The sequence below is a fragment of the Halopseudomonas nanhaiensis genome (assembly GCF_020025155.1).
GTDB classification, from domain to species: domain Bacteria; phylum Pseudomonadota; class Gammaproteobacteria; order Pseudomonadales; family Pseudomonadaceae; genus Halopseudomonas; species Halopseudomonas nanhaiensis.
Map to the genome: position 1 here is coordinate 3287501 of NZ_CP073751.1, position 14526 is coordinate 3302026.

The 14526-nt window shown below is 58.5% G+C and carries 14 protein-coding genes and 1 rRNA gene (1 of these 15 running past the window's edge); 5 read left to right on the forward strand and 10 right to left on the reverse strand.

Annotation, left to right across the window (positions count from 1 at the left end):
* Both KEM63_RS15060 and tyrS read right to left on the reverse strand, forming a co-directional pair.
* Window positions 1-870: ribosomal RNA gene (locus KEM63_RS15060) — 16S ribosomal RNA — on the reverse strand (it extends 667 nt beyond the left edge of the window).
* A 531-nt stretch (window positions 871-1401) separates the two neighbouring features.
* Window positions 1402-2601 carry a tyrosine--tRNA ligase gene (tyrS, locus tag KEM63_RS15065; protein WP_223653048.1) on the reverse strand — a complete coding sequence of 400 codons (1200 nt, stop codon included), beginning with the start codon at window positions 2599-2601 and terminating at the stop codon, window positions 1402-1404.
* Window positions 2602-2843: 242 nt separating this feature from the next.
* Here tyrS and KEM63_RS15070 point away from each other — a divergent pair, with 242 nt between their 5' ends.
* Window positions 2844-4298, forward strand: coding sequence for a peptidoglycan DD-metalloendopeptidase family protein (locus tag KEM63_RS15070; protein ID WP_223653051.1), 1455 nt, complete (start codon window positions 2844-2846; stop codon window positions 4296-4298).
* The gene (locus KEM63_RS15075) at window positions 4298-5404 is read left to right on the forward strand and encodes an anhydro-N-acetylmuramic acid kinase (protein ID WP_223653052.1); all 1107 of its coding nucleotides are present in this window, start codon (window positions 4298-4300) and stop codon (window positions 5402-5404) included. Before KEM63_RS15070 ends, KEM63_RS15075 begins: the two co-directional genes overlap by 1 nt.
* A gap of 4 nt (window positions 5405-5408) precedes the next feature.
* On the opposite strand, the gene erpA is transcribed toward KEM63_RS15075, so the two are convergent.
* The 6 genes from erpA to argC form a co-directional block, all read right to left on the reverse strand.
* A complete protein-coding gene (gene erpA, locus KEM63_RS15080; RefSeq protein ID WP_223653055.1) occupies window positions 5409-5762 on the reverse strand; it encodes an iron-sulfur cluster insertion protein ErpA in 354 nt (117 codons plus the stop codon).
* A 70-nt stretch (window positions 5763-5832) separates the two neighbouring features.
* On the reverse strand, window positions 5833-6252 hold the full coding sequence (locus KEM63_RS15085) for a bactofilin family protein (RefSeq protein WP_223653057.1): 420 nt from the start codon (window positions 6250-6252) through the stop codon (window positions 5833-5835).
* A 231-nt stretch (window positions 6253-6483) separates the two neighbouring features.
* A complete protein-coding gene (locus KEM63_RS15090) occupies window positions 6484-7464 on the reverse strand; it encodes a phosphoribosyltransferase family protein (protein ID WP_223653059.1) in 981 nt (326 codons plus the stop codon).
* A 29-nt stretch (window positions 7465-7493) separates the two neighbouring features.
* Window positions 7494-8678 carry a glycosyltransferase family 4 protein gene (locus KEM63_RS15095; RefSeq protein WP_423747815.1) on the reverse strand — a complete coding sequence of 395 codons (1185 nt, stop codon included), beginning with the start codon at window positions 8676-8678 and terminating at the stop codon, window positions 7494-7496.
* 357 nt (window positions 8679-9035) lie between these two features.
* Window positions 9036-9797 (reverse strand): DUF6776 family protein, encoded by a 762-nt coding sequence (locus KEM63_RS15100; RefSeq protein ID WP_223653064.1) that lies wholly within the window; start codon window positions 9795-9797, stop codon window positions 9036-9038.
* A gap of 1 nt (window position 9798) precedes the next feature.
* Entirely contained in the window at window positions 9799-10833 is a 1035-nt protein-coding gene (argC, locus tag KEM63_RS15105; protein ID WP_223653066.1) for an N-acetyl-gamma-glutamyl-phosphate reductase, read from the reverse strand.
* 112 nt (window positions 10834-10945) lie between these two features.
* Between argC and hemJ the strand changes: the two genes are divergently transcribed.
* Window positions 10946-11368: a protoporphyrinogen oxidase HemJ gene (gene hemJ, locus KEM63_RS15110; protein ID WP_223653068.1), complete on the forward strand. Its 423-nt coding sequence runs from the start codon at window positions 10946-10948 to the stop codon at window positions 11366-11368.
* Here the strand turns inward: hemJ and KEM63_RS15115 are convergent, their stop codons facing one another.
* Entirely contained in the window at window positions 11369-12847 is a 1479-nt protein-coding gene (locus KEM63_RS15115) for an AAA family ATPase (RefSeq protein ID WP_223653071.1), read from the reverse strand.
* Window positions 12848-12937: 90 nt separating this feature from the next.
* Between KEM63_RS15115 and KEM63_RS15120 the strand changes: the two genes are divergently transcribed.
* Complete coding sequence (locus tag KEM63_RS15120) at window positions 12938-13276, forward strand: histidine triad nucleotide-binding protein (RefSeq protein ID WP_223653073.1); 339 nt, start codon at window positions 12938-12940, stop codon at window positions 13274-13276.
* A 60-nt stretch (window positions 13277-13336) separates the two neighbouring features.
* Window positions 13337-13981: a 2-polyprenyl-3-methyl-6-methoxy-1,4-benzoquinone monooxygenase gene (gene coq7 / locus KEM63_RS15125; RefSeq protein ID WP_223653075.1), complete on the forward strand. Its 645-nt coding sequence runs from the start codon at window positions 13337-13339 to the stop codon at window positions 13979-13981.
* Between the two features lie 2 nt (window positions 13982-13983).
* Here coq7 and KEM63_RS15130 read toward each other — a convergent pair whose 3' ends face one another.
* Window positions 13984-14406 carry an OsmC family protein gene (locus KEM63_RS15130; protein ID WP_223653077.1) on the reverse strand — a complete coding sequence of 141 codons (423 nt, stop codon included), beginning with the start codon at window positions 14404-14406 and terminating at the stop codon, window positions 13984-13986.
* Between the last annotated feature and the right edge of the window lie 120 nt (window positions 14407-14526).

Here is a 14526-nt window from a genome sequence, read left to right on the forward strand (position 1 = left end):
AACTTATTGCGTTAGCTGCGCCACTAAAATCTCAAGGATTCCAACGGCTAGTTGACATCGTTTACGGCGTGGACTACCAGGGTATCTAATCCTGTTTGCTCCCCACGCTTTCGCACCTCAGTGTCAGTATCAGTCCAGGTAGTCGCCTTCGCCACTGGTGTTCCTTCCTATATCTACGCATTTCACCGCTACACAGGAAATTCCACTACCCTCTACCGTACTCTAGCCAAGCAGTTATGGATGCAGTTCCCAGGTTGAGCCCGGGGATTTCACACCCATCTTACTTAGCCACCTACGCGCGCTTTACGCCCAGTAATTCCGATTAACGCTTGCACCCTCTGTATTACCGCGGCTGCTGGCACAGAGTTAGCCGGTGCTTATTCTGTCGGTAACGTCAAAGTTGCAGAGTATTAATCTACAACCCTTCCTCCCAACTTAAAGTGCTTTACAATCCGAAGACCTTCTTCACACACGCGGCATGGCTGGATCAGGCTTGCGCCCATTGTCCAATATTCCCCACTGCTGCCTCCCGTAGGAGTCTGGACCGTGTCTCAGTTCCAGTGTGACTGATCATCCTCTCAGACCAGTTACGGATCGTCGCCTAGGTGAGCCTTTACCTCACCTACTAGCTAATCCGACCTGGGCTCATCTGATAGCGCAAGGTCCGAAGATCCCCTGCTTTCTCCCGTAGGACGTATGCGGTATTAGCGTTCCTTTCGGAACGTTATCCCCCACTACCAGGCAGATTCCCAGGTATTACTCACCCGTCCGCCGCTCTCAAGGGAAGCAAGCTCCCCTCTACCGCTCGACTTGCATGTGTTAGGCCTGCCGCCAGCGTTCAATCTGAGCCATGATCAAACTCTTCAGTTTTAATACTGATCGGGTTTTGAGAAAACCCTAAACTTGGCTCAGCCTTAGCTAAAAACTCATGAATTCACAAGAGTTACTTGCTTGGCTGATAATCTTGCGATCATCAATCGTGCCCAGCAAGCACCCACACGAATTACTTGATTCATCTTGTTAAAGAGCGATTCGGTTCGCGTTTCCGCTTAACCAAGGCCGCGCATTCTACGCTAACCTTCTATTCCGTCAAGCTTTTTCGTGAAGTTTTTTACCGCCTCACTACTCGCTTGGCCGACCCGGCAAGCTCTCGCTTCTCCGTGTCAGGGAGGCGCATTCTACAGCAGCTCTCACCGCTGTCAACACCTTCCGAAAACCTTCGATGAGTCGCCCCATCAACCCGCAAAGTCCGTTACCGCCAGCCTTCACAGAGCGGCGCATTCTACGCCTTCTCCCCAGCCTGTCAACCTCTAAATTATCGCTAACCTATTGATTGTAAAGCGCTTTATGCAAAGCACCCCGACCAGGGAGACGCGCATTATAGGCCCCAGAGAAATGCCGTCAAGGGTTTTTCAACTGGATTCGCGCAAACTTCTTCTTGCCTGCCTGACAGACGTAGCTTACGCCGAGGCGAAACACAAATTCGCGATCGACCACCTGACCATCGACCTTCACCGAGCCAGCCGCCAGCAGATCCCGCGCAGCTGCAGCATTTTTGACCAGCCCAGCGCGGTTCAGCACTGCCGAGACCGGAAGATCTTCGTCCGTTTCCAGCCAAACTTCCGGCATGTCGTCAGGCAGTTCGCCGTCTTTCAGCCGGTTACCCGCCGACCGGTGTGCAGCAGCCGCAGCCTCCTCACCATGGAAACGCGCCACTAGCTCTTCGGCGAGCTTGATCTTGATATCCCGCGGATTCGCGCCATGCTCGACGTCGGCACGATATTCGGAAATCTCTACCATGCTTCGGAAGCTGAGCAACTCGAAGTACCGCCACATGAGCGTGTCGGGCATGGACACGATCTTGTTGTACATCTCGCCTGGCAGATCATTTATGCCTACGTAATTACCCAGCGACTTGGACATCTTCTTCACGCCGTCGAGCCCTTCTAGAAGCGGCATGGTAATGATGACCTGGGATGCCTGCCCGTATTGCCGCTGGAGCTCACGACCCATCAGAAGATTGAATTTCTGGTCGGTCCCGCCAAGCTCGACATCGGCGCGCATGGCAACGGAGTCATACCCCTGCACCAACGGATAGAGAAACTCGTGAATGGCGATCGGCTGCCCGGCGCTGTAGCGCTTGTCGAAATCATCACGCTCGAGCATCCGCGCGACGGTGTACTTGCCTGCCAGCTGGATCATGTCGGCCGCACCCAACTGGTCCATCCAGCTCGAATTGAACATGACCTCGGTACGATCGCGATCGAGGATCTTGAATACCTGCTCTTTATAGGTCTCCGCATTCTGCGCGACCTGCTCGCGTGTCAGTGGCTGGCGTGTAACATTCTTGCCGGTCGGATCACCGATCATTCCGGTGAAGTCGCCGATAAGAAACATGACGTGATGCCCGAGATCCTGAAACTGCCGCAGCTTGTTGATCAGCACTGTATGGCCGAGGTGAAGATCAGGCGCAGTAGGATCGAACCCCGCCTTGATACGTAGCGGCTCGTTACGCTCGAGCTTGGCTCGCAGCTCATCTTCTATAAGCACTTCACTCGCGCCACGCTTGATCAGCGCCAGCTGTTCTTCAACCGACTTCATCTATGCTCGATCCTGTTCTGCATCAGGGATGTGAAAGAGGCCACAAACCATACAATATTACCGGTCGAATTCAACTAAAGAACCTCGCGCAGCGGTCGACAATAATTTAGTGTCGGATTTACGTCGCAGAGTGCCGTTGTAAAAAATGACAGACGGAGTCGACAAAAACTTGCCAGAAGAAGGTTTCAGTTATAATTTAGCGAGTTAGTCGACATTCCAAAGAATCAACCAGAAGAGCGCTTATGGCTTCCCACAAGACAAAGACGCCGCGATATCCGAAGAGCCACCTGGTGGCCGCCAGTGGTATTGCCGCCGCGCTGAGCATCTTTCTGCTCGTTATTCCAACCACGGACGTCGAAGCCAAACGGACATTCGTACAACTGGAGCTGGACCCGGTTCAGCTGCAATCCCAGGCAGCAGCAGCCGCCGAGCTGGACGAACTGGTGAGCGAGACCCTGACCGCCACCTCACCGCTGGAACTGGCCAAGCCAGTTGAAGCGGTGCAATCAGAGTCTGCACCTGCCGTTCTGCAAGCACTGACCGAGACGCCCCTGGCTACTGAAGCCGTGACCGCCGAAGAGGTCGTCAAGACACCTACCGACTGGATCAGCGTGACTGTCGCAGCGGGAAACACCCTCTCCGTTCTGTTCAGCCAGATCGGCCTGTCTTCAGGCACCCTGCACTCGGCGATGGCGAGCAAGGACGCACAGCGTTTCACTCGACTCAACGTCGGCCAGGTTATCGAGTTCAAACTGGACGAGCACGGCGATCTGCTAGCCATGCGTTCCAAAATCAACGACCTCGAAACGATCCGTCTGGACCGCAAGGGCGATAAGTACGGTTTCAGCAAAGAGCTGATCGAACCGGAGGTTCATACGCGTTTCGCCTCTGGCACGATCGACAGCTCACTGTTCCTATCGGCCCAGCGCGCAGGCCTCTCGCATAATCTCACCATGCAGATGGCCAACGTGTTTGGCTATGACGTGGATTTCGCACGTGAAATACGCAAGGGCGATACCTTCGAAGTGCTCTTCGAAGAGCTTCGCGTGGGAGACAAGGCGGTCGGCAGCAAGAACATTCTCGCCGCGCGTTTCGTCAATCGCGGCAAGACCTTTACCGCAGTACGCTACACCGACAAGCAGGGTTACAGCAGCTACTACCGGGCTGACGGCACCAGCATGCGCAAGGCCTTTATTCGCACCCCTGTGGAATTCGCCCGGATCAGCTCACGCTTCAACCCCGGTCGCAGGCATCCGGTACTGAACAAGATCCGCGCGCACAAGGGCGTTGACTACGCTGCCGCCACTGGAACACCGATCAAGGCTACCGGCGATGGACGCGTGGTCCACGTTGGCCGGAAGGGTGGTTACGGCAACACGGTGGTCATCAAGCACGGCCAGAAGTATCAGACGCTGTATGCTCACATGGTCCGATATGCCAAGGGTGTCTCTGTAGGCAAAAGCGTTTCGCAGGGCCAGGTTATCGGCTACGTCGGCATGACCGGTCTGGCGACAGGGCCTCACCTGCACTATGAGTTCCAGATCAATGGGACCCACGTCGACCCGCTCAGCGTCAAACTGCCCGCATCGGATCCTATCGCCCAGTCCGAGCGCACGGCCTTCCTCGCCCTTAGCAAAAAGCTGATGGCCAACCTCGACCAGCGCGGGGACACCCAGCTGGCCATGCTGCAAGAGTAATGCGCTCGCTGCATGTCGGTATCATGTCAGGCACCAGCCTGGATGGTATCGACATCGCCGTGGCCGAGTTCGATGAGGGCAATCGTCTCGCCACGCTGGTCGACGCGCTGTGCCTGCCTCTTCCCCCCCAACTCAAGCAAGAACTCCTGGCTCTCTGCCAGCCTGGCGCGGATGAAATCCGCAGGGCAGGTTCGGCGGGTCAACAATGGGCCCGCCTCGCGGCCCAGGGCGTGACCGCGCTGCTCGATCGATGCGGCATCGACCCATCTAGCATCAGCTCTGTCGGCAGCCATGGCCAGACCATCCGCCATCATCCCGAGCTGGGGTTCAGCCTGCAGATCGGTGCGCCCGCGCTGCTGGCAGAACTCAGCGGCATCACAGTGATCAGCGACTTTCGCAACAGGGACATCGCCGCGGGCGGCCAGGGCGCGCCACTGGTTCCGGCATTTCACGACTGGCTTCTCAGTGATCCCGAGCAGGCCCGGGTACTGGTTAACATCGGTGGCTTCGCCAACCTGACGTTGCTGCGTCCCGGGCAGCCGGTAACCGGCTTTGACAGCGGCCCGGGCAATGTCCTCATGGACGGTTGGTCCCAGCTCCATACAGGTCAACCCTACGACGCCGGAGGTAAATGGGCGCGCAGTGGCCGGCCGGTGGCATCGCTTCTGAGCACCATGCTTTCAGACCCGTACTTCGCACGAATCGGACCCAAGAGCACGGGACGCGAGTACTTCAACCAGGGATGGCTGGAACGACAGCTGCGATCTCTTGAGACGCAGCCGCTGGCCGTGGATGTCCAGGCCACGCTCCTTGAGCTGACCGCGCGCAGCATCGCCGATGCAGCGGCCGCGCAGTCTGCCCACAGCGGCGAAATGTACATCTGCGGAGGCGGTGCGCGTAATGATTTCCTGATGCAGCGACTGGGGCAGCTGATGCCTGCGGCAACCGTGCACACGACGGATATACTCGGAGTGAATCCGGACTGGATGGAGGCGATGGCTTTTGCGTGGTTGGCCTGGCGCTGCGAGGCAAACAAGCCCGGCAACCTTCCGGCGGTAACCGGCGCCAGTGGTTACCGCATCCTAGGCGCGATGTATCCGGGTTAGCAGGTCATACCGAAAACGAAGAACCGCACCCGCACGTCGTCGCCGCGTTGGGGTTGTTGATGACGAAGCGAGACCCTTCAAGCCCTTCCTGATAGTCCACTTCCGAACCTGCCAGATACTGGAAGCTCATAGGGTCGACCACCAGCCTCACGCCATCGCGCTCCACGACCGTATCGTCTTCAGCCATCTCATCGTCGAAAGTAAACCCGTACTGGAAGCCGGAGCAGCCGCCCCCAGTGACGAATACGCGCAGACTGAGGCTGTCGTTACCCTCTTCTTCGATGAGCGAGCGAACCTTGCCGACAGCATTCTCGGAAAAAATTAGGGGAGTCGGGGTAAAGACTTCAGCGGTAGACATTCAACCTCCAGCGACAACCATCGCAGCACAACAGGTTGAACATTATCCTTTTCCCGAGTCTTTTGGTCAACTATTGCTCAGGCTCGGCGTCGGCACCGATCGTCCGTAAGGACATTGCCTCCGATCCGCCGACATAGTGCAGCTGGCCGCTGATCTGCGCACCAATGACCATCTCCATCGCCTGATAATAGAGATCGCCAGCGATGCGCGCCTTGGTGTCCAGTTCGAGATGTTCCGATGCATGTACATCGCCGACAACCTGCCCATTAACCAGAACACTAGGCGCACGAATGATGCCTTCAACGTAGCCATGTTCGCTGACTCGCACCAAGCCCTGATCGGTTTCGATGTCACCTATGATTCGACCGTCGACCTGCAGCGCTCCGGTAAACCGGACGTCGCCCCTGAGCTCGGCTTCCTGCGCGATGATCGTGGTTTTTCCGCTGAATTGACCGATATCGGCCCGCTTGTGCTTTTCATTTCCAAACATCGAAACGCTGCTCCCCTTTCCCACCTGCGCGATTACAAAACCGCATCTTACCTTCATCAGCCCGTCGCGACGCTACCCATTGGCATTTCGCGCCGAGCGAGTTGGCAGTACCGACATCATCTTATAATGCAGCGCGCAGCGTTTCTGCCTACTGCGGCGCAAAGCAGCGATGGTGGAAAGGAGGCCCATATCGGCGCGGGCAGCGTCGACGTTCGAACAGACAGCTTGCGCTTACGCCTTGCGCACCGAGTTGACCGATAACCACTTGCGCACAGCTGCCTTGAGCTTGCTCAAACCTTTGGTTCTTACCAGGGCTCCTGTGCGTACCGCGTTGGCCTTGAGCAGCGATAGCTCGCTCGGCTTGTACATTTCGTTGGTCTCGATGCAGTACACCGGCTTGCCCGTCAACGACAGGATCTCGATGGCCTGTTGTTTTTCGCTTTCGACGAACAACCTAGCGAGCGGTTCTTTGGAATAGATATCCGCCTTGAATTTCTGATCGACATTAAAGCGTTGGCGCTCTTCTGCCGATGGCAGATCCAGCATGTGAAGCTTGCCGTAGCGTACCCCATGCCGTTCGAGCCACTTTTCCGTCTGGGGGCGGTATTTCTCCAGCCGCGTGCTGACGAGGTGTCCGACTTCCACCGAGGGAATGAACAATGGCCGGGTGTTGCTCAGGAAGCTCAGATAGTTGGGGCCATCATCATTCTCTTCGGGAGTCGGGTCGACACACACAACACCATCGAGATCCAGACAGGACTGAGCCAGGTACGGGTGATGCATGATGTTCCACTCGAACATGCGGGGCTGTTCGACCAGTTCAAAATGCACATCGACCATGTGCTGATTGTTCTTCTCTGCGAAGGCCGCCAGCGTAACTACCTCGCCGGAAAAGTCTTTCTTGATCTCCTCGACCGCCGCTCGGAGCGAGTTACCGGAGCAGATGCTGTCGTCCACCAGCAGAATCTTCCGGGCGTCCAGCGGGCGCGTGAGCGCTTCATGCTTGTAAGTCCGGGTCTTTCCCTTTCGTAATTCGTCGTTGCGCAGAAACGACTGCACGTCAGTCAGCGGAATGTTCAGCTTGAGCGCAATGACACTCGCCGCGAGCAGGCCGCTTCGAGGTATCCCCACCACCAACTCGACATCATTGGGTATCTGCCATGCGCCGGCAGTACTAAGCCGCGACAGATCATTCAAGCTTCTGTAATTCATGACTACTCCTTGCTTCCGAGCGAAAGGGATTACTGCTGCGAATGGCTACCGCATGGCTGCGCTGCGCTGTTCGGCTTGATGGATGCCTCCGCCAGAACTTCCTCATATAGCGCCTGGTATTGACGTGCAATGACCCGGCTGTCGAATTTGTTCACGATGGTTTGCCGTGCGTTCCTGCTCAACTCGTCGTAATTGGGCGTCTGCGCTATCCATTCGACACCCTCGGCGAGACTCCGTGCCTCAAAAGGTTGCGCCTTGAAGCCATCGTGCTGATGGGTAACGATGTCCTTCGGTCCGGTGGCGTCGAAGCAGACCACTGGGGTGCCACAGCCCATGGACTCGGCCAGCGTCTTGCCGAAGGCTTCCATAAGGCTGGGGGCGACAAAGACGTCTGCCGCCGAGTACAGAAGGCGCAGCGCAATGCTGTCGTGGAGGTAGCCGAAAGAGGTGTATTCGAACCCGAGCCTTTCGATGATCGACTGTTCCAGCTTGCCAAAAAAACAGAGATGGTACTGGCTAGGGTCGAGCAGTTTCAGAGACTCGAGATACGTGCCGAAGCCCTTGTAGGGATCGCCAGCGTTGGTCGAGCCGGCCAGCACGATGGTCTTCCTGGTATCGATGCCGAGCATCTGCCGCGCGAGCGCCTTATCCACCGGAAAGAATTCCGAGCTGTCGACGTTGTTGTGGATGGTGCGCACGTCGAAATCGCGAAACAACTTGCTCTGTCGGGCCTGTTCCGTGAGCCAGCTGCTGATACCCACGACCTTCATCGACCGCGGCAGATAGCGCTGCTTGCGATTGAGCACGAATCGGGACAGATCACGGTCCGAGCGACTGCCCAGCTGATCGCAACTGCCGCAGCCGCTCTCGAACTTTCCGCAGCCCATCGAGTAGTGACACCCCCCGGTCATCGGCCACATGTCGCGCATGGTCCAGATAAGCGGCTTGTCGATGCCCTCGAGGTGCTTCATGTTGATAAAGCCGGCGTTGATCCAATGCAGATGAATGATGTCGGCATTGCGATAAGCGTCGCTCTTCTTCAGATCGGTCCCGAGAAGCCCCGTGCTGAACATGCCAGAGCTGCGGCCCTGATAGAGGCTGGCAAGCGATTGGTCAATCTGGCTACGCGCAAGATTGACCAATAACTGAGGCTTATTGAGATTGGTAGTAACGACGGACTCATCGCCATGTGTAGCGCGGCTGTTGGTGTACACGACAGAATCTATTCCAATCGAGCGCATCGCCTGGTGCAACCAGTAGGCACCTCTCGCGGCGCCTCCGGTCAGCTCCCCAGCCACAACATGCATTACCTTCATCCGCTCCCTGCCCTCCCGACCCAAAGACGCTCCCTGCTGTTCCGGGGAACCACTGACCACGCTCGATATCGTTTGTTACAAAGCTTAGTAAGCGGACTGACCCTGAGGTTCCATCAAAGGCCATCATCGATTGCCAGCATCCGCGCTAAGGCGATGATGCAGCTGCAATCAGCGTCAACTGCGCCGTTAGCGTGTCAGCAAGGGGGGAATGGGTGCCGGGACAGCACACCGTGATTGAAGCCGAAGCTGGACTGCTCATTGACCTACGCTGGTGACAGACCAGTCGAAGGTCTGCTCGACCAGAAGCTTGCCGTCATGCCTGGCGCGAAGGCGGACCTGCCGTGGCGTGAATCCCTCAGGGAGTGAGAGCTCGGCGTCCTCGCTGCTCGCGGGCACCACCTGGAAATAGCGGAAGTCGAGCGACAAGCCGTCCTCATCTGCGGCCGGTGTCATGCTGGAAAGCGGAACGCTTGCCGGTTCACCGTCTTTTTCGCCCAGCACATCGATGAACAGACTGGCCTGCGTGGTCTTGGACTCGTCGCCCACCCGGGTGACCATTACCTTGTAGCGATACACGCCGGGGGTTTCGGTTGCCTGCAGCTCAAACGCCTGGAAGCGCAAACCGGGGGCCATGGCACGGGGAGAGAGCGAACCTCGATAAACCGCGAGGTCCTGCTGCAGCCGAAACAGCTGCTGCTCCAGGTCGTGAATCATTCCCTGGCTACCCTTGAGGGATTCCCGGGACACGAGCAGATCCACCTCGATCTGTCGGTACTGCTGGGACATCTCCTCAAGCTCAACGCGCGTCTCGGCCAGAGTCACCGCCAACTCGTCACGCTCGGCGCGCATACTCTCCTGCGACCGCATCGCGGCGTCCCAGCCAAGCCAGCCGGCGCCGGGAATGGACAGCAACACCAGCAGCGTCAGCGCCTGACTTCTCAGCTGCTGGGCGCGAGTCCGGTGCGGTACGACAACCAGATTATGCCCGCGCAGCGGCGGGCGACGGCGCCGCTCCACCTTATGGCATCAACGCCGGGTGGGCCAGGCCAAGCGTTTCCTCCAGACCCAGAGCGATATTCATATTCTGAATCGCCTGCCCGGAGGCCCCCTTGACGAGGTTGTCGATGACCGAGAGCACCACGACGAGATCGCCATCCTGCGGGCGATGCACCGCGATGCGGCACATGTTCGAGCCACGCACACTGCGGGTTTCCGGATGACTGCCCTTGGGCAGCACATCGACAAAAGGCTCGCTGGCATAGCGTTCGCTATACAGTGCCTGCAAGTCGACCGACCGATCCGTCACGGTGGCATACAGTGTCGCGTGGATACCGCGGATCATCGGCGTCAGATGGGGGACGAAGGTCAAGCCTATGGGTCCGTTTGCAGCCAAACGCAGCCCCTGACTGATTTCCGGCAGATGACGATGACCCGAAACGCCATATGCCTTCATGCTCTCGGAGGCCTCGCCCAATAGCGACCCGACACTCGCACCACGCCCCGCACCGCTGACGCCGGACTTGCAGTCAGCAATCAACGTGCGGGCATCGGCCAGTCCGGTTTCGAGCAACGGGATCAGGCCCAATTGGGCTGCGGTCGGATAGCATCCGGGAACCGCAATCAGACGAGCCTCGCGAATCGCCTCGCGGTTCACTTCGGGCAAACCGTAAACAGCCTGGTTCAGCAGCTCCGGTGCGCCGTGTGCCTGGCCATACCACCTGCTCCACTCATCGGCGTCACGCAGACGGAAGTCAGCGGACAGGTCGATAATGCGCGTACCGGTGGCCAGCAGTTCGCCTGCCAGCGAATGGGCCACGCCATGCGGTGTGGCGAAGAACACGACATCGCAGCGTCCCAGCCTGGAGACGTCAGGCACACTAAACGCCAGATGGTCGTAATGGCCGCGCAGATTGGGGTACATGTCCGGGACGCGCACGCCTTCTTCGGAGCGCGAGGTGATCACTTCGACATGCGCCTCGGGGTGCTGGGCAAGCAACCGAAGCAGCTCAACTCCCGTGTAACCGGTTCCGCCTACAATGCCGACCTTGATCATGATTCATTTCCCGACGTTTGAACGTGACTGATGCTGCCCTATGATAAAAGCGTTGGCGGAAATTGCCAGCAACCATCACCCGCCCTGCCCCGGGCTTACAAAGGAATCACCCGTGTACCTGTGGATCAAAGCTCTGCATATCGTCGCTATCGTCACCTGGTTCGCCGGTCTGTTCTATCTGCCGCGACTGTTCGTCTATCACGCAGCCGCCGAAGACAGCACCAGCCGGGAGCGCTTCAAGGTCATGGAGCGCAAACTGTACCGCGGCATCATGCTGCCCTCGATGATCGCCACCCTGGTGTTCGGCATCTGGCTGCTCGCGCTTTCCCCGGAATGGATGAAGCAGGGCTGGATGCATACCAAGCTTGCCCTGGTGGTGTTGCTGATCGGTTACCATCACATGTGCGGAGCATTTCTCAAGCGGTTTGCAGCCGATGCCAATACGCGATCCCACGTCTTTTTCCGCTGGTTCAACGAAGCACCGGTGCTGGTGTTGCTGGCGATCGTGATTCTCGTGGTGGTCAAGCCGTACTAATCACCCGGCCATCACCGCTCGGCCTTGTGCCCAGGCGCGCAGGGCGTCGATCTGCTCGGCCATGACCACCGACAGCGGCGACGTCTGCGCCAGCCTATCAATCAGCTCGGCAGTACCGATCGGTTCCTGACGCGCCGCGGCAGCGTACACCGCCGCCACGATGGCCTGCTCGATCTCCGCGCCTGAAAACCCTGCGCTGGCAGCCGCCAGCGCAGGGAGATCGAAGCGGTTGACCTCCAACTCCCGGCGTGCCAGATGAATGGCGAAGATGTCTGCCCGGACGGATTCGTCAGGCAGGTCGACAAAAAACATCTCGTCGATTCGCCCCTTGCGAATCAGCTCCGGCGGCAGTTGCGAAACATCGTTGGCGGTAGCAACCAGAAACACGCGGGTTTTTCGCTCCGCCATCCAGGTCAGCAGCGTGCCGAGCAGGCGTCTGGAGACCCCGGATTCGCCACTGTCCGGCGCCAATCCTTTCTCGATCTCGTCGATCCACAACACGCAGGGCTCCATACTGTCTGCCAGATTCAGCGCCTCGCGCAGATTTTTCTCGGTTTCGCCGATGTATTTGTCATACAGGCAGGCGAAATCCAACCGCAACAGCGGCAGGCCCCACACGCCGGCCACCGACTTCGCCGCGAGACTTTTACCGGCACCCTGCACACCTACGAGCAACAACCCCTTGGGCACGTCGGCGCTACCAGCCTCACTGAACGCCGCTTGCCTGTCATTAAGCCAAGCTTTCAGCGAAGACAGTCCCCCCACCTCGGAAAACCGCGCCGTCTCGTATTCGAAACTCAGCACACCTTGCATGCCCAGCAATCCGAATTTCGCCCTGTTCAGGACCGGGAGGTCTTCACGGGTAATCGCACCATCATCGTGGATCAGTTTGCGCGCCAGTTGCCGGGCCTCTGCGTGGGTGGTGCCGCGCAAGTTGCCAACCACCTGCTCCAGCGTCTGATTGTCGGTGCGCACCCGTTTGCCCTGATTCTGCTCGCTCCAGCGGGCGGCCTCCTCGCGCACGATGGTCGCCAGCTGCTCGGCCGAGGGCATGCTCAGGCTCAGGCTCGACGCCAGCCGTCGAAGCTCTGGAGGAAGCGTCAGCGCATGGCTGACCAGAATCAGGGTCGGAGCCGGCTCGGCCGGATTCATTGCCAGCATTTTCAGCTGACGAACCACCCGCGGCGAGTCGATAAAAGGATGCAGGTCGCACATCACGTACAGCGCAGGTTGATTGTCCGTACGGATCCGCTCCAGCGCCTTGTCCGGGTCGGCTGTATCCTCTGCCTGCTCGACGTCACTGCCGAATCCAAGCCTGCGCAGACCTTCCACGTGGTTCCACGTATACCAGGTCTGGGCGCGCCGGATTGCGAGCATACCGATTGCCTCGAGCACCCGCGGCTCGTCCCAGGTTTCGACAATTACCAGCCTGGTCCTGGAGTCGAGCAGCAGCGACAGATCGTGCATATCATTTTTCACAGCGAGCCCCTTCTTCCCTGATAGCGCGCACGGTTTCAATCCGGGCGCGGTCTAGTACACTGAAACGCTCCAATACGATGAGGACGCCCCGTGGACTGTCTGTTCTGCAAGATAACCGAGGGAAAAATCCCGGCAAAGAAGATTTTCGAGGACGACCAGGTGCTGGCCTTCCATGACATCAACCCGCAGGCGCCGGTACATTTTCTGGTCATTCCAAAGAAGCACATCGCCACGCTTAACGATGTTACCGAGGCCGATCGCGAACTGGTGGGTCATATGGTCTACGTCGGCCAGAAGCTGGCGCTCGATCTGGGGTGCGAAGCGGGTTTTCGTACCGTATTCAACTGCAAGGAAATGGGTAGCCAGACGGTCTACCACATTCATCTGCATGTACTGGGGCAGCGTCAGATGGGCTGGCCGCCAGGTTGATTCAGCGCAGGATGATTTCTTTCCGCGAGGGCTAGACTGCGTTTTTCCAGGGAGCAATGCATGAGCACACGCCAACACACCTTTCTAGATCGTTTGCTGATCCAGGCAGACCAATCGCTGCGTACGCTGGTACCCGGCGCGGCGCTGGCCAATCGCCCGTCGCCGGCACTGCCACTGGCCGATACACCGCTGGTCGAGGCGGAGCGTCGCCGTGTGGCGGGATTGATGCGCATCAACCATACCGGTGAAGTGTGCGCACAGGCTCTGTATCAGGGCCAGGCGCTGACAGCCAAGCTGCCGGACGTTCGCGGAAAGATGGAGCAGGCAGCAGAAGAAGAGATCGACCATCTGGCCTGGTGCGAGCAGCGCCTGCGGGAGCTGAACAGCCATCCGAGCGTGTTCAATCCGCTGTTCTATGGCGCGTCCTTCGGTATGGGTGCGGTAGCCGGTCTGATCAGCGATCGGGTCAGCCTGGGATTTGTCGCGGCCACCGAACAGCTGGTCGAGCGGCACCTCGATAATCACCTGACCCGCCTGCCCGAAGACGATGTGCGCTCGCGCGCTATTCTCGAGCAGATGCGCGAGGACGAGATTGAGCATGGCAACCAGGCCATGGCAGCCGGTGGCGTGCGGTTTCCGGCACCGGTCAAGGCAGCCATGACGCTGATGTCCAAGGTCATGACGGCCGCGACCTACCGCGTTTGAGATCAATCGACCTCGACGATCTCGTAGTCGTGGGTAATCTCGACCCCGGCGCGACCGAACATGATCGATGCGGAACAATACTTCTCTGCCGAGAGCTCGACCGCGCGCTTGACGTGCGCTTCCTTAAGTTGCTTGCCGGTGACAACGAAGTGCACATGAATTCGAGTGAACACCTTCGGCTCGGTCTCGGCTCGCTCGGCGTCAAGCAGCGTGTGAACGTCGCGAATGTCCTGCCGGGCCTTCTTCAGGATACTCACTACATCGTAACTGGCGCAGCCGCCAAGGCCGATCAGCACGGTCTCCATCGGCCGCACTCCCATGTTGCGTCCGCCGGCGTCCGGAGGGCCGTCCATCACGACCGTATGGCCGCTACCCGACTCGCCCAGAAACATGGCACCGTCGACCCACTTTATATGTGCTTTCATCCGACCCTCCGGCAGGGTAAATTCGCTAGTTCAGAGGCCGGGCAGGATAGCACAGCCGCATGAGGCAGAGTGCCGCTATGGCCATGACCGGCAAAACTGGACATAATCGGTTTTGGTCTC

Bases quoted from the DNA above. Each gene is read 5' to 3' on its own strand.
- tyrS (WP_223653048.1), bottom strand. From the start codon at position 2,601: ATGAAGTCGGTTGAAGAACAGCTGGCGCTGATCAAGCGTGGCGCGAGT.
- KEM63_RS15070 (WP_223653051.1), top strand. From the start codon at position 2,844: ATGGCTTCCCACAAGACAAAGACGCCGCGATATCCGAAGAGCCACCTG.
- KEM63_RS15075 (WP_223653052.1), top strand. From the start codon at position 4,298: ATGCGCTCGCTGCATGTCGGTATCATGTCAGGCACCAGCCTGGATGGT.
- erpA (WP_223653055.1), bottom strand. From the start codon at position 5,762: ATGTCTACCGCTGAAGTCTTTACCCCGACTCCCCTAATTTTTTCCGAG.
- KEM63_RS15085 (WP_223653057.1), bottom strand. From the start codon at position 6,252: ATGTTTGGAAATGAAAAGCACAAGCGGGCCGATATCGGTCAATTCAGC.
- KEM63_RS15090 (WP_223653059.1), bottom strand. From the start codon at position 7,464: ATGAATTACAGAAGCTTGAATGATCTGTCGCGGCTTAGTACTGCCGGC.
- argC (WP_223653066.1), bottom strand. From the start codon at position 10,833: ATGATCAAGGTCGGCATTGTAGGCGGAACCGGTTACACGGGAGTTGAG.
- coq7 (WP_223653075.1), top strand. From the start codon at position 13,337: ATGAGCACACGCCAACACACCTTTCTAGATCGTTTGCTGATCCAGGCA.
- KEM63_RS15130 (WP_223653077.1), bottom strand. From the start codon at position 14,406: ATGAAAGCACATATAAAGTGGGTCGACGGTGCCATGTTTCTGGGCGAG.